Origin of the sequence: Rikenella microfusus DSM 15922 (assembly GCF_000427365.1) — a bacterium.
In the GTDB taxonomy this organism is placed as follows: domain Bacteria; phylum Bacteroidota; class Bacteroidia; order Bacteroidales; family Rikenellaceae; genus Rikenella; species Rikenella microfusus.
This window is the reverse complement of sequence record NZ_KE386488.1, coordinates 615500-629670: the sequence shown is the minus strand read 5'-3', so window position 1 is coordinate 629670 and position 14171 is coordinate 615500. Positions and strand designations below refer to the sequence as shown.

The window sequence follows — 14171 nt, the reverse complement described above, 5'->3', positions numbered from 1 at the left end:
GGGCGGAAAACACTTATTTTTGTTCCGCCGCCGGAGCTGCGGCGGCGTTTCTGAAATGTTTTAAAACCTTGCGTATGTTGAAACAACTGTTCTTGGCGGCGGCAGCCGCTCTCTCTCTGGCGGGCTGTACGCCCGAACCGGCGTCGAAATGGCAGCTGGTCTGGGAAGACGATTTCGACGGGGCGGCCGTCGATACCGCATCGTGGTCGAAGATTCCCCGCAAACACCCCGAATGGGCGCGGAAAATGTCCGACAATCCGCTTTGTTACGATCTGCGGGACGGCAACCTCATTCTGCGGGCCATCGAGACTCCGGAGGGTACGGACACCGTGGAATACATCACCGGCGGCCTCTACACCAAGGGCAAGCGTGCCTTCCACGGCGGCCGCATCGAGGTGCGTGCCCGGCTCCACGGCGCCAAAGGCGCCTGGCCCGCTATCTGGCTGTTGCCCTTCGAAGAGGAAAAATACCCGTGGCCCACAGGGGGCGAAATCGACATCATGGAACACCTGAATTACGATACGATCGCTTACCAGACAGTGCATTCCTATTACACGAACAACCTGGGCAGAAAACAGGACCCGCCGCAAGGTTCCACGGCGCCCATCCTGCCGGAGGATTACAACGTTTACGGCGTGGAGATGTATCCCGATTCGGTCGTCTTTTTCATCAACGGCCGTCGAACGTTCATGTATCCGCGTATCGCGGACGGGCCTGAAGAACAGTTTCCGTTCGACCGCCCCTATTACCTGCTGGTCGATATGCAGCTCGGCGGCCGTTGGGTGGGCGCGATCGACCCGCAGGACGTGCCCGTGGAGATGGAAGTGGACTGGGTACGTTACTACCGCGAACGGGAATAAAGTACGATCCGATACCGTTAGGGGAATAACGGCCGGGAAAACCGCTGCCGGTTTCGCTGAAACCGCCTAATGGAAATAAAGGAAGGCTGCCGAATTTTGTTCGGCAGCCTTCCTTGTTTTCCCGTATCCGGGAGGGGGGCAGTGCGCCCGCGTCCCGATTATTCGGTTACTACAGCCTTATTATTGACGGTGATGTACTTACCCGCGCTCAAGCCTTGCTTGAAGCTCTGTTCCTGATCGAGCTTCGGGCTGAATGTACATTGTTCGTTGTACTTGAAGTTTACGGTGCAGGTTTCGGTCGCATCGGCAAAGACGGCCCAATAATCTTCGTAACCGCTTACCTGCGTGTTCTCCAGCGTAACGGAGGTCGGATATTGGTAAGCCGTACCGGTGTTGTCGCCCATCGTGATTCCGGCCACGGGGATTTCGTTTCCTGATCCCCAATTTTCCTTGATTTTCCGGCCTTTCAGCCAGCTGCCTTCATTGGCAGCCAATTCTTCTTGGAGCGAGATCCGGCTGTTTTTGATGGTTGCCGTGCCGCCGCGCATCATAACGCCCTGCCAGCCTCCGGTAATCGTGCAGTTATCTATTTCCACAGAGGAGGGAACGTTGAGCATTACGGGCGTTTCGCCGGTCAGTTTCGTATTGGTAATTTTGACCGTAACCGGCTCGGTATCGGCTTTGGAGGCGTTGGCGTTGGTGGTTACGCAGTAAAGCGGGTTTTCGACTTCCGAATCGGTAATTTCGACCGAACTGCCGTACCTCACCAGCACGCAGGCGTTTAGTTTTACCTTGTGGAATTTGGCGGTCGCTTTCGAAACCACCTCGTCGGATTTGGGATTATCTTGGCTTTTATCGACTCCGACGCCTATATCGGCGTGTTGATTCCAGGCGTTCGCGATGTCGATCGTTCCGTTCTTGAACGTGACGGTGCCCTGATTGATAAACAGGATGGTACTCCCGTTTTTAGGGCCGGTCAGCGTCTTGCCGTTCAGGTCGATCGTCTTTTCGAGCGTCTGTGCCGTCCTGACGGATCTTTGTGCTGCGTCGCCGAATTCGATGACCAAAGTCTGGTCGAGCGCCAGGTCGTCATCGAGCCTGATTTCAGTGATTTCCGGATCGTTGTTTAATGCGTTCGCCAGAATCTTCGGACTGGAGGCCAATATCGCGTTGTCTTTCCTGGCGTTCGTGAACACAGTCCGGCCGCTGGCCAGAACCTGGCCGGTCGCGTCGCTTACGGTTACTTTCAGCAATGCCTTTTCTCCCAATTCCACGGCATTGGCCGGGTCGGCCGTAATGGTCAGCACATCCCCGTTTATCTCGCTTTCCACCGTCCACCGCGTAGTGGCGACGCGGGTTGCGATGGTCATACCGTCGGCGTTTTCGCTTTCCACGCGGATATCCACCACATTGCCGCTTTCCTCGAAGAGGGTGCTCGTTACGCTAAACGTATTGACATTTTCTTCGTCCGCAACGATAGTCAATAACGTGGAAGCGTAAGGCACCTGGAACGTCGTACCGTCGGCAAGGGTGAATGTCACGCTGTTCGGGTCGGTGGTGTAATCAACGCCGTTCTCGGCGAAGATGGCGTCCCCCTGCTCGCCGGTGGCCGGAACCTTAGCCCCGTCGCTGAGCAGCCAATCTTCGCCCACTTTCCAGTACAGGCGCCCGTTGTGTTCCGCCACGCTCAGCTCAGGCGTATCGCCCTTTTCGCCCGTAACAGGCATTTTGCCGTCCGTCGCCGGATCTACGATGAACTCCGGTTCGTCGTCTCCCGTCTTGACCGTCCAGTAGTAATTTTCATCGGACGGGTTCGCCTCGTCCTTGGCCACTCCGATCTGCGGCGTCACGCCCGGATCTCCCTGCGTTCCGTGTTTGACCGTAAACGTCTTGCCGCTTCCGAGCGAGATGGCGTAACCGGTCTCTTTGCCGGCTTCTGTAACCGGCTCCACGCCGGTGATGTAGTCCCGGCTTTCGACGGCCGTGACAAGGCTTTGCAGGGCGCTGATCTGCCCTTTGGCCGTTTCGCACCACGCTTCGAGCGATTCGACCCTGCCCTGAAGGTCTGCGATGTCTTTTCGGATGCCCGTATCGTCGTACTCCTTGCAGCCCGTAACGAGGCTTGCTGCGAGCAACGCGCATCCGACGAGTCCTTTGGTAAAGCTTTTTGTCTTCATCGTACTGTTCGTTTAAAGGTTCGTTTAAACGGACACTCCCTGCAGTCGTTTCCCGCGAAAGGACAGAACGCGGCACACGGTTACGGACGGTACTGTTATGGTATTGATATTGAAAAGGTTGATAAAATATTTTCGCGTATTTGAAAAATAACTATATTTGCATGTTAAATGTAACAAAATAACGAACGTTTAAGCGAACGATAAACCGAATAAAGCGGAACGCCCCGTATATCTAACTGATATACGGGGCGTTCGTTTGTCTGCCTGCGCCCGGAAATGGGCGCGGGAAAGACCGTCAGACGTTGAACAGGAAGTGCATGATGTCGCCGTCCTGTACGACGTATTCTTTGCCTTCGATACCGATTTTGCCCGCCTCGCGGCACGCTTTTTCCGACCCTAAGGCCACGTAATCGGCGTATTTGATGACTTCGGCGCGGATGAATCCCCGCTCGAAGTCCGTGTGGATGATCCCGGCCGCCTGCGGGGCTTTCGTCCCTTTGACGTAGGTCCACGCCCGCGTTTCGTCCGGCCCGGTGGTGAAGTAGGTTTCCAGGTCCAGCAGGGCGTAGGCGGCGCGGATCAGACGCGACACGCCCGACTCGGTCAGCCCGATGTCCGCGAGAAACATCTGCCGCTCTTCGTAGCTCTCCAGTTCGGCGATGTCCGCTTCGGTGGCCGCCGCCACGACCAGCATCTGCGCCCCTTCGTCCCGGATGGCCTCTGCCACGGCCCGCGTGTGGGCGTTCCCCTCCGCGGCCGACGCTTCGTCCACGTTGCAGACGTAGAGCACCGGTTTGCTTGTCAGGAGGCACAGGTCGGCCGCCAGTTTCTCGTCCTCCCGGTTGTCCAGCACGACGGTACGCGCCGAGCGGCCTTGTTCCAAGGCTTCTTTGTAGCGCACCAGGATTTCATAGAGCCGTTTGGCGTTCTTGTCGCCGCCGCTCTGGGCCTGTTTCTGTACTTTGCCGAGCCGGTTTTCGACCGTTTCGAGGTCTTTCAGCTGCAGTTCGGTGTCGATGATCCCTTTGTCGCGTACCGGATCGACCGAACCGTCCACATGGGTGATATTCCCGTTCTCGAAACAGCGCAGCACGTGTATAATGGCATCCGTCTCGCGGATGTTGGCCAGGAATTTGTTGCCGAGGCCTTCGCCTTTCGACGCTCCTTTGACCAGCCCGGCGATGTCCACGATTTCGATGGTGGTGGGCACCACCCGTTTGGGGCGGTCGATTTCGACCAGCCGGTTGAGCCGTTCGTCGGGCACGGTGATCACGCCCACGTTCGGTTCGATGGTGCAGAACGGGAAGTTGGCCGCCTGTGCCTTGGCGTTCGACAGACAGTTGAAAAGGGTGGATTTGCCGACGTTGGGCAGGCCCACTATGCCGCATTGGAGTGCCATGGTATTTCGGATTTTTGCGGGGCAAAGTTACGTTTAATTTCCTACTTTTCCATCGGGCGCGGCAAAGGGCGCCGCGCCGCCGTTCCCCGTATCTTCCGCCGTTCGGCTCCTCTGCCGAAGCCGTCCGCGGGCGTGTCGGCGGGGCCGTCGAGGGGCCATCGATGAGGTCGGCGGGAGTCGTTCTCCGGTTATGAATCTGTAATCGGGGTTATTATATCCGTAATCCGGCTACAAAAAGCGGGGCCGGGTTGCTCTATCTTTGCATACGGATAAGGGCGGAACCCTGGCTGTATGGGGTTTGCCCCCAAGCCGGATCGTGGTTTCCCGGCGCCGGACGGCCGCGTAGTACGAGCGGTATCCGCATGGAAGGCTGCGGAACCGTTTCGGAAAATGGGTGCAAAGCCGATAATATGACATGGATATGCTTTGCGACCTTTCGGTCGCGCGGGCCGCAGCCTCCCGAAGCGGAGGCCCGCTCACTCGCAAAGCTCGTTTCCGGTCCCCGCAGGTTGCGCCCTTTATAAACAACCAGACGATTAATCGTACGGTTAAATTTATATGTTATCGCCCGGAGCCAGCGAGGGCAAGACCGAGCTTCGCGAGTGTTGCAGCCCTTCGCCGGGGGTGGCTCCGGGCTGGCCGCTACGCGGAACTTTAATTTTAACCTACGGTTTGTAGGTTATGCGATTCTTCAGAATCGCCGGCTTTCGCGCCCAAGCGGCTACGCCGCTTCGGGGGGTGGGCGCAAAGCCGAAGGAGGAAAGCATTTTAACTGTAGGGTTAAAGTAATATTCCCCCGCCGGCGGAAATTTATTTTAACCGCGCGGGTATATGATACTCAGGTCGCACGGGCCTGAAAACCACCGGAAATCAAACTGGAAATATTATGATAAAAATCATCACACTCATCACATCCTTATTAATTCCGATTGCCATGAATACGACACATGCACAGGAAAACGACAAGACCTTCGCTCCGAGCGACCGGGTAACCGTCGAAAAAGTACGTTTCACCAACCGGTTCGGTATTACGCTGGCGGCCGACATGTACAAACCGAAAAACGCCGGCGGTCGGCTGCCTGCCGTAGCCGTGAGCGGTCCGTTCGGCGCCGTCAAGGAACAGGCTTCGGGCCTCTACGCCCAGACGCTGGCCGAACGCGGGTTCCTGACCCTCGCTTTCGATCCGTCGTTTACCGGCGAGAGCGGCGGCGAACCCCGTTATGTGGCTTCGCCCGACATCAATACCGAAGATTTCGGCGCGGCGGTCGATTTTCTCTCTACCCGCGAAGACGTCGATCCCGAACGGATCGGTATTCTCGGCATCTGCGGCTGGGGCGGCCTGGCGCTCAATGCGGCGGCCATCGACACCCGCGTCAAGGCGACCGTGGCTTCGACCATGTACGATATGCATCGCGTAACGGCCAACGGCTATTTCGATTCGATGGACGCCGACGCCCGCTACGAGCTGCGCCGTCAGCTCAACGCGCAACGTACCGAGGACTTCCGCAGCGGAACCTGCGCCCTGGCCGGCGGTGTGGTCGATCCGCTGCCTGCCGACGCGCCTCAGTTCGTGAAAGATTACTACGATTATTACAAGACCCCGCGCGGCTACCATCCCCGTTCGCTCAACTCCAACGGCGGCTGGAACAAGACCTCGGCGCTTTCGCTGCTCAATACGTCCATTCTCGCTTACAGCGACGAGATTCGCAGCGCGGTACTGGTGGTGCACGGCGAGAAAGCCCACTCCCGGTACTTCGGCGAAGACGCTTTCAAAAAGCTGAAAGGCGACAACAAGGAGTTGCTGATCGTTCCCGGCGCCAACCACACCGACCTCTACGACAACCGGGAGAAAATTCCGTTCGACAGGATCGAAAGTTTTTTCCGCGAGTACCTGAAATAAACCGGTGCCGGCCCGCGGAACACGGAATCCGGCAGAGATAAAGAACCATTGATTACCATGGAGAAGATTACAGGGATGGGAAACGAAATCGTATTGCATTTTCCCGGAGACGAAAAGATAGCCTGTCTGGACGGCAGCGCGATGGCATGGCAGGAGATAGTGAACGCTTCCAATATCCGGATAGAGGGTAACGGCAACCGGGTGGACCTGCATTTCGGTTCGGAAGAAGAGGCGGTGGCATTGCTGAAAAACATCGCTTTCAACATCCTCATCGTCGGAGACAACAACGAAATGGAAGTGGGTAAAGCGTTGACCGTCTGTTACAATCCCGGTTGGGGCATGTTCGGCCTGCATCTGGTCATCGGTACGCCGTTCGACAGCTGGATGAATGCCCCGCGCGGGGCGAACGGCTGCCGGATGGAGATCGGCGAGCACGTCGTCGTTTGCGGCGCCGTGATCTACCTCCAGGAGGACGGTTCGCGCATAGCCGTCGGCCGCGACACGATGATCAGCTGGGGCGTGGACATCTGGTGCACGGATGCGCATACCATTACGGACATGGAGGGCAATCCGACGAACCGTCCGTACTATATCGAAATCGGCGAACACGTGTGGGTGGGCAAAGACGTGAAGATCGGCAAGAATGTGCGCATCGGGCGCGACAATGTCATAGGCTGGGGCAGTATCGTGACCCGGAGTTTCGAGGAAAGCAACCGGCTCGTAGTCGGCGCTCCGGCCCGGGTCGTCCGTACCGGCGTGCGGTGGGACGGACGTACCATCAACGAATATATGAAAAACGGAAACGATGAAAGTTTTGTTGATTAACGGAAGCCCCCGAAAGGAAGGGAATACGCACATCGCTCTGTCGGAGGTGGCCGGCGCGTTGCGGGCAGGCGGAGCGGAAACGGAGATTGTCCCCATCGGGACAAAAGCGATACAGGGCTGTATCGCCTGCAATCGCTGCGCCGAACTGGGCCGCTGCGTGTTCGACGACGGGCCGTACCGCACTATCCGGGAAAAACTGGCCGCAGCGGACGGTATCGTGGTCGGTTCTCCGGTCTATTATGCCGGGCCGAACGGCTCGTTGTGCGCGCTGCTCGACCGGCTGTTCTACTCTTCGTCGCGGCTGTTGAGGCACAAACCTGCGGCAGCCGTGGTCGTCTGCCGGCGGGGAGGTGCGAGCGCGGCGTTCGACCGGCTGAACAAGTATTTTACCATCAACGATATGCCTGTGGTGCCGTCGCAATACTGGAACAGCGTGCACGGCCGTCTGCCGGGAGAGGCCGCGCTGGATGCGGAGGGCCTCCAGACCATGCGCACGCTGGGCCGCAATATGGTATGGATGCTGAAAAACCTGAAAAACGGCGGAGAACCGGCTCCGGAAAGGGAAGAGGCGGTACGGACGAGTTTCATCCGGTGATGCGGGAAAAGACGGATCTCGGAGGAGGATAGCCGCCTACGGCGGAACGTGTCTCCCGGAGCCGCGCAGCGACCGTCCGGGTATCTGCGGGAGAACGGCAGGTTCGTCGTTTCCGAGCCATAAAAGCCTGATTCATGCTTGGGTATGCCGAACCTGCCTGGCGGTAATTGCCCGCTGTCGGCCCGGCGGTGCCGCGGGCGCACCGACCGGGAGTTTTCGTCGTCGTAAGGGGCACTGATGCCGTGCAAAATAGTATATAATTACCGAAACCATATGGATTACAAAGTGCTGAACAACGGCGTAGAGATGCCGATGGAAGGGTTCGGAGTGTTCCAGATTTCCGAATCGGAATGCGAACGGGTCGTGGCCGATGCCGTCGCGGCAGGTTACCGGTCGATCGACACGGCGAGTTCCTACGGAAACGAAGAGGCCGTAGGGCGTGCCCTGCGCACGTGCGGCATCGGGCGGGAGGAGCTTTTCATCACCACCAAGGCGTATATCCACGAAATGGGCTACGACCGTACCAGGCAGGCTTTCGAGCGCAGCCTGCGGAAATTGCAGACCGATTACCTCGACCTGTACCTTATCCACATGCCGCTGGCCGACTATTACGGGGCGTGGAGAGCGATGGAAGAGCTGTATGCCGAAGGCCGCGTCCGTGCCGTCGGCGTGTGCAATTTCGACGAGGCGCGGCTGCTCGACCTGTGTTACAATGCGCAGGTGCGGCCGATGGTGAACCAGATCGAGCTGCATCCGCATTTCCAACGCGCGGCGGAGATCGAGGCCATGAGAGGACTGGGCGTGGAACCCGAAGGCTGGGCGCCGTTCGCCGAGGGGCTGAAGGGCATGTTCGCCGAACCGCTGCTGCACGAAATCGCCGGAAAACACGGCCGGACCGTGCCCCAGGTGATCCTGCGCTGGAACGTGCAGCGCGGAGTGGCCGTCATCCCCAAAACAGTGCGCCGGGAACGCATGGTCGAAAACCTGGCTATCTGGGACTTCGCGCTCGACACGGACGACATGGCCCGTATCGCCACGCTCGACAAAGGGGTGCCGTCCATGCTCGATCTCGGCCGGAGCGCGGAGGTACGCCGTGTGTACGGCTATCTCGACAACCCCGTATTGACTACTCTCACGGAAAAATAACCGTTTTCGCAGAAAAAAGAGACGATGATGACGATAGACGAATTTCAACGGATGATCGCCGCGGGCGAACCGCTCGAAGGCGAGGAGATGATCGCCTTTATGCGCGAACAGAGCCGGCAGGCGCGGCGCCTGTTGGCCGAACTCAACGGCCCGTTCCGCACCGACGAGGAGATATGCCGGCTGTTTTCATGCATAACGGGCCGCGAGACAGACCCTTCGTTCCGCCTCTTTCCGCCGTTTTATACCGATTTCGGAAAAAACATCCATGTAGGGCGGAATGTGTTTATCAACTCCTGTTGCCAGTTTCAGGACCAGGGCGGCATCTTTATCGGCGACGGCTGTCTGATCGGGCATAGCGTGGTCATGGCCACCCTCGACCACGGCTTCAGGCCCGCAGACCGGCAGAACCTGTACCACTCGCCGATCGTACTCGGGAAAGGGGTATGGATCGGGGCGCACGCTACGATCCTGCGCGGAGTGACCATCGGCGATCATGCCGTCGTAGCGGCCGGGGCGGTCGTGACGAAAGACGTACCGGCGAATACGGTCGCGGGCGGCGTACCGGCCCGGCCCCTGCGCAGGATCGAATCGGACTGACGCGGCGATGTTTCCGCGGCCGGCCGCGGATGCCGGTCATTGTTCTGCCAGACGGCGGAGGCTTTCCCAAAGCCCGTATAGCAGCAGACTGCCCCAAATCAATATCCCGACAGCGGCGGCGCATGCCGCCGCGGCCGTTTCGTTCCGGGGCCGGGAAGCGAACGAAACGGCCGCATCCAGCCCCATGCCCGGCTTCCCCGGGAGCGGGCCGTCCGTACCGGTGCAATTCCGCCAGAGAGGGCAACCCTCGGCACATGCATACGGATAAGGAATCGTCCCGCCGGAACGGTCGCGCAACTGCACGGCGACGGGACAGAAGCCGTGGCGGTCGAAACGGTAACCCGACTGGATACGCGAGGCTTTCGCGGCGACCCATTCCCGCAGTTCGGCACGGACGGGAAACGTCTGGAAAGCGGAATCGGCGGCCGGATACGGGTACAAGGGCATACGGCGTGCGCCGGGGCGATATTCCACCAGTTCGGTACCGGCCTGGCAATGCAGCGAAACGAGCGCCCGGGTGTCGGCCACGGCCATCAGCGAAGGAGTCAGGGTAAAACGGAAACTTCGGAAGCAAAGCTCGGCGCGGCCTTCGATGCAGAATATCAGCACATGGCCGCGCTGAAGGGTACGGTACGTGCCTGCCGCCCCGTAACGGTGCCAGGTGAACGGACCGTTGCGGACCACGCGGCTGCCGTCGCGGCCGAGGGAGATACTGTACCGTTTCATCGTTCTTCGGGCCGGGAAAGCCGGCAGGTCAGGGTTTTTCCGTGTCCGGGCGGGAAATCTCCGCGGCGGGTGCGACAGGCGGCATGTCGGCAGCCGCCGTCCGGTTTTGTTCCGGCTTTTTGCCCGGGGTTTCCTGCTCTCTGGAAATGGTGATACGTCCGTTCATGACCGCTCCTTCTTCCACGCTCAGGCCGGCGGCCGTGATGTCTCCTTTCGCGTCGGCCGCCCGGAGCAGGCTCAGCGTGCCGCGGACGACGATGTCGCCTTCGATGCGGTTGTTGATCTGTGCCTGGGCCGCGGTCAGGTTTCCCTTGATGACGCTGTCTTCGATGCTCAGCCCTTCCCGCGCCCGGATGTCGCCCTGTACGGAACCCCGGCTGATACGCACGTTGCGTGCCTCGATGTCTCCGGTTACTTCGCCGCTTAGTTCGATGTCGCTGCGGCAGACGACGTTGCCGCGCACGGTACCGTAGATCCGGATATCCGTCTCGGCGACGACGTTGCCTTCGATCACCAGCCCTTCGCAAAAGACGTTCACGCCGCGCTCTCCTGCCACCGGAGCCGGGCGCTGCGGGGCAGGGGAGGGTTTGGAGAGGGACCGTTCCGACGGTTCTGGTTTTGGCGGGGATGCCGGCATCCGGGAATGTCCCTCCCCGTTGCCGCGTTTCTCCGACTGTTCGTTGCCGGAGGCGGACGGCTCCCGTCCGGTACGGAGGAAGCGGAAGAAAAAGGGAGCCTCTGCGTCCGCCGGCACGGAAACGGCTGCGGACGGACACAGACGCATCCCGTATTTACTGTTATGCATGATTTGAAGGTACTAAGGTTTGTCCATGATTCGCTGCGGCTGCCGTTCAGGCGCCGGAATTGCCGCGGGGTTTCGCCTTGCGGCCCCGGGGACGTCTGGCGATGTCCTCTTCCTGACGGGCGAGGTAACGGTAAAAAGTCCGTTCGTTGATTCCCGTTCTCCGGCATATTTCGGCTACCGGCCATTCCTGTTTCTGCCGGTAAAGGGTCTGGGCTTTGCGTAGTTTCTCGCGCATTCCGAGGCCGTTTCCCCGCGGTCTGCCCACGGGGCGCGGGACGGACGGTTCCGGAAAGATCAGCGACAGTTTGTAAAGCTCCCGGATCAGTTCGCACAGCGGCGCGTCGCGCAGCGTGCCGCTGCCGATCTCGAACCAGGGCTCGCTGACGGAACGCAGGCGCACGCCTGCCGCCGCGAGCCGTTTCACCAGTCTGAACAGCGCTTTGACCGGGCCGCAGATGTCGGTCAGGCGGAGCACCAGAATCGTGTCGCCGTCTTGCGACAATTCCAGCACGCGGTCCAGTTCCCGATGGCCGTCCGGTTCGAAAAACAGGTTTCCGCTCGACACGCCGGCATCCAGCAGGGCCGACACGCCCTCCCGGAACCCCTCTTCCTCTGCGCCGGCCCGGAAATAACCGCGGACGATGCCTTTTTGCCCCTTGCTCATCCTGTACACGATTAGGCAGTTATATATGGTGAGTATATACGGCTTTACTCTATGTTTATCTGCATGCCTGACTCCCGTTGTATTCCTTTCCCGGAGAAAATTCCGGGTCCCCTGCGACGGGCGGCGCCGCAGGGCCGTTCGGGGCGATCGCTGCGCGGCTTTGGGCAAAGCGGATATACTTAACCTTAATGTATTTTGATATACCGGCGGCTCGGGCGTTTATGGATCCTCCGGGCTTTTGTCCGGCTTCGCGTCTCTTCGTACTGCAAGGCACGGAGAATGGCTCTGCCCTGACGCATTCGGTATATTATCGGATTAAATGACCGGTAAACAGCTTGTTATCCGTTATAACTGTCTGTTTAACCGATCCTTTTTCCGGAGATGCCGCCGCCGGCCAGAACGTCCTGTCGGGGGTATGATGCATATTTTCTGCATATCATTGAAAATCAATGAAAAGATATTTTTCTTTTGCAGAAAAAGATCGGATGACTATTTTTGCGTTAGGAATGATAATTAACCGATCGGTTTTCTTTACGGATTTTCCCGCTCGGTACGGAGCCGGTGGAAAACCGATAGATACAGCGATGCCGCAGAACGACGAACGTCTGCGGCATCGCGTTTTATTTCCCGTATGCAGCCGGTTCAATTGACTCGGTCTATGTCGGGATCTCCTTCGAAAAACCGGATGATATTACGTGCCGCGTGGAAGCTCATCCGTTCGCGTGTCTCCACCGTATTGGTTCCGGTATGGGGCGTCAGAACGGTGTTGTCCAGTTCCAGCAGTTCCGGAAGTATCTTCGGCTCGCCTTCGAATACGTCGAGCGCGGCCCCGGCGATCTCGCCGACGCGCAGGGCTTCGGCCAGCGCGGCATTGTCCACCACCGCGCCCCGGGCGGTGTTCACCAGCAGGGCCGACGGCTTCATCATCCGGAATTGTTCGGCGCCGAACAGGTGGCGCGATTCGGGAGTCAGGGGCAGGTGTACCGACACGATGTCGGATTCGCGGAGCAGCGTGTCGAGAGCGGCATATTCCACGCCGAGTTCCCGTTCTTCGTTTTCGGACAGTCTGCGGCGGTTGTGGTAGAGGACTCTCATTCGCGAGGCGGCGGCGTAACGTCGGACGGCCCGGCCGATACGTCCCATGCCGACGATGCCGAGGGTCTTGCCGAAAAGCGAGGTGCCGAGGTTGTCCATCAGGCCCCAACGGGCATTCCCTTCGCGCAGGGCGCGGTCGCATTCGGGAATGCGGCGGGCCAGGGCGAGCATCAGGGCATAGGCGTGTTCGGCGGTAGGTTCCAGCACGGGGACGGGGTTGTTGGTCACGACGATCCCGCGCCGGGATGCGGCGGCGACGTCGATGTTGTCGTATCCGACGCCGTAACTGGCGACGATTTTCAGTTCCGGCGCCCGGGCCATGACCGCATCGGTCACCGGAAAGGCGGTGGAGGAGATCATGCCGCTGATGCGGGGCAGCCACCGGGCGAGTTCTTCGGCGGGAAACCGTTCGCTGTCGGGCATCACGACTTCGAACCGTTTTTCGAGCATGGTGAAATGTTCCCTGGGCAGCCGGTTGGTAATCAATATTTTCTTTTTCATTTTCGTCGGATTCCGGTCGTTCGTTCCTTATGTTTCTGTAGGTAGAGTCGTCTGCGGGCAGCCGGTTCGCAACTCGCAGAATACAAAGATATAACTATCTATCGGTTTACGTCCGGGGGTATGATCGTCCGGTGCATGTCCGGTACTTGCCGGTTGAAAGGGACGGTATAAAGCGGTAGGGGATAATATTGTTCCCGCTTTTTGTTCTTTGTCTCCGTGCGGATTTACAGCTTCTACCTGATAAATGAACAGGAGGGGAAAGCCGGGAACATTTAATTGTAGGTTAAAAAAGGACTTCCGGCTTCTTACATTGGTATCGAAACACGGATAAAGGTTGCAAACCCGGGAATGTGTGATTTCCCGGCCCGACACCAGAGTCGGGAGCGGGGAATCGCATTCCCGGCGACTTTTTTGCTTACTTTTTTGGTCGCGCAACCGACGCAGTAGCCGAGAGCCATCGGGCTTGCACGAATGGCCGAGGCGCCAGGAGGAAACCGTAGGTAAAAAAGTAAGTGCCCCGCGGCACGAGCGGGCAAAGAAAGAATAAACGCCCGTCGGCGATAGACATATAAATAAACCTATGGTTAAAATATAAGTTTCCGCGTTAGCGGCCAGCCCGCAGCCACCCCCGGCGAAGGGCTGCAACCTGCGGTTTTGCCCTCGCTGGCTCCGGGATTTAGCCTGTAAATTAAAAGTACAGTTAAGAATGAATTGCCGCGTCAGCGGGTGGGCCGGACGCCTCCCCTCGGGAGGCCCGCAATTCGTCGCTCTACGCGCCGAAAGTTGCGACCGCTCCCGGGCGTCCGGACTCTAAAGAACCGTCAATTTGTTTACTCAAGAGCCGCGGACTGCGGGGAATGGAAGGGGGTAGTTACAGACTG

12 protein-coding genes are annotated in these 14171 nt (G+C 58.9%); 6 read left to right on the top strand and 6 right to left on the bottom strand.

Features of this window, described 5'->3' with window-relative positions:
* The first annotated feature begins 74 nt into the window (after window positions 1-74).
* Entirely contained in the window at window positions 75-860 is a 786-nt protein-coding gene (locus RIKMI_RS0103675) for a glycoside hydrolase family 16 protein (RefSeq protein ID WP_037292150.1), read from the top strand.
* A 158-nt stretch (window positions 861-1018) separates the two neighbouring features.
* Here the strand turns inward: RIKMI_RS0103675 and RIKMI_RS0103670 are convergent, their stop codons facing one another.
* Both RIKMI_RS0103670 and ychF read right to left on the bottom strand, forming a co-directional pair.
* Window positions 1019-3037 carry a PL29 family lyase N-terminal domain-containing protein gene (locus RIKMI_RS0103670; protein ID WP_027290478.1) on the bottom strand — a complete coding sequence of 673 codons (2019 nt, stop codon included), beginning with the start codon at window positions 3035-3037 and terminating at the stop codon, window positions 1019-1021.
* Between the two features lie 295 nt (window positions 3038-3332).
* A complete protein-coding gene (ychF, locus tag RIKMI_RS0103665; RefSeq protein WP_027290477.1) occupies window positions 3333-4436 on the bottom strand; it encodes a redox-regulated ATPase YchF in 1104 nt (367 codons plus the stop codon).
* 934 nt (window positions 4437-5370) lie between these two features.
* Between ychF and RIKMI_RS0103660 the strand changes: the two genes are divergently transcribed.
* From RIKMI_RS0103660 to RIKMI_RS0103640, 5 genes are all read left to right on the top strand, one after another.
* Complete coding sequence (locus tag RIKMI_RS0103660) at window positions 5371-6336, top strand: alpha/beta hydrolase (RefSeq protein ID WP_037291454.1); 966 nt, start codon at window positions 5371-5373, stop codon at window positions 6334-6336.
* 57 nt (window positions 6337-6393) lie between these two features.
* Window positions 6394-7161 (top strand): acyltransferase, encoded by a 768-nt coding sequence (locus RIKMI_RS14840; RefSeq protein WP_027290475.1) that lies wholly within the window; start codon window positions 6394-6396, stop codon window positions 7159-7161.
* Window positions 7142-7756, top strand: coding sequence for a flavodoxin family protein (locus tag RIKMI_RS0103650; protein WP_027290474.1), 615 nt, complete (start codon window positions 7142-7144; stop codon window positions 7754-7756). The genes RIKMI_RS14840 and RIKMI_RS0103650 overlap by 20 nt, the downstream gene beginning before the upstream one ends.
* A 273-nt stretch (window positions 7757-8029) precedes the next feature.
* Window positions 8030-8902 (top strand): aldo/keto reductase, encoded by an 873-nt coding sequence (locus tag RIKMI_RS0103645; RefSeq protein WP_027290473.1) that lies wholly within the window; start codon window positions 8030-8032, stop codon window positions 8900-8902.
* Window positions 8903-8929: 27 nt separating this feature from the next.
* On the top strand, window positions 8930-9499 hold the full coding sequence (locus RIKMI_RS0103640; protein ID WP_027290472.1) for an acyltransferase: 570 nt from the start codon (window positions 8930-8932) through the stop codon (window positions 9497-9499).
* Window positions 9500-9535: 36 nt separating this feature from the next.
* Here RIKMI_RS0103640 and RIKMI_RS0103635 read toward each other — a convergent pair whose 3' ends face one another.
* From RIKMI_RS0103635 to RIKMI_RS0103620, 4 genes are all read right to left on the bottom strand, one after another.
* Window positions 9536-10225, bottom strand: a complete 690-nt coding sequence (locus tag RIKMI_RS0103635) for a hypothetical protein (protein ID WP_027290471.1) — start codon at window positions 10223-10225, stop codon at window positions 9536-9538.
* 28 nt (window positions 10226-10253) lie between these two features.
* Window positions 10254-11030: a bactofilin family protein gene (locus tag RIKMI_RS14260; RefSeq protein WP_084135162.1), complete on the bottom strand. Its 777-nt coding sequence runs from the start codon at window positions 11028-11030 to the stop codon at window positions 10254-10256.
* 46 nt (window positions 11031-11076) lie between these two features.
* Window positions 11077-11694, bottom strand: coding sequence for a helix-turn-helix domain-containing protein (locus RIKMI_RS0103625; protein WP_027290470.1), 618 nt, complete (start codon window positions 11692-11694; stop codon window positions 11077-11079).
* A 642-nt stretch (window positions 11695-12336) separates the two neighbouring features.
* The gene (locus RIKMI_RS0103620; protein ID WP_027290469.1) at window positions 12337-13290 is read right to left on the bottom strand and encodes an NAD(P)-dependent oxidoreductase; all 954 of its coding nucleotides are present in this window, start codon (window positions 13288-13290) and stop codon (window positions 12337-12339) included.
* Between the last annotated feature and the right edge of the window lie 881 nt (window positions 13291-14171).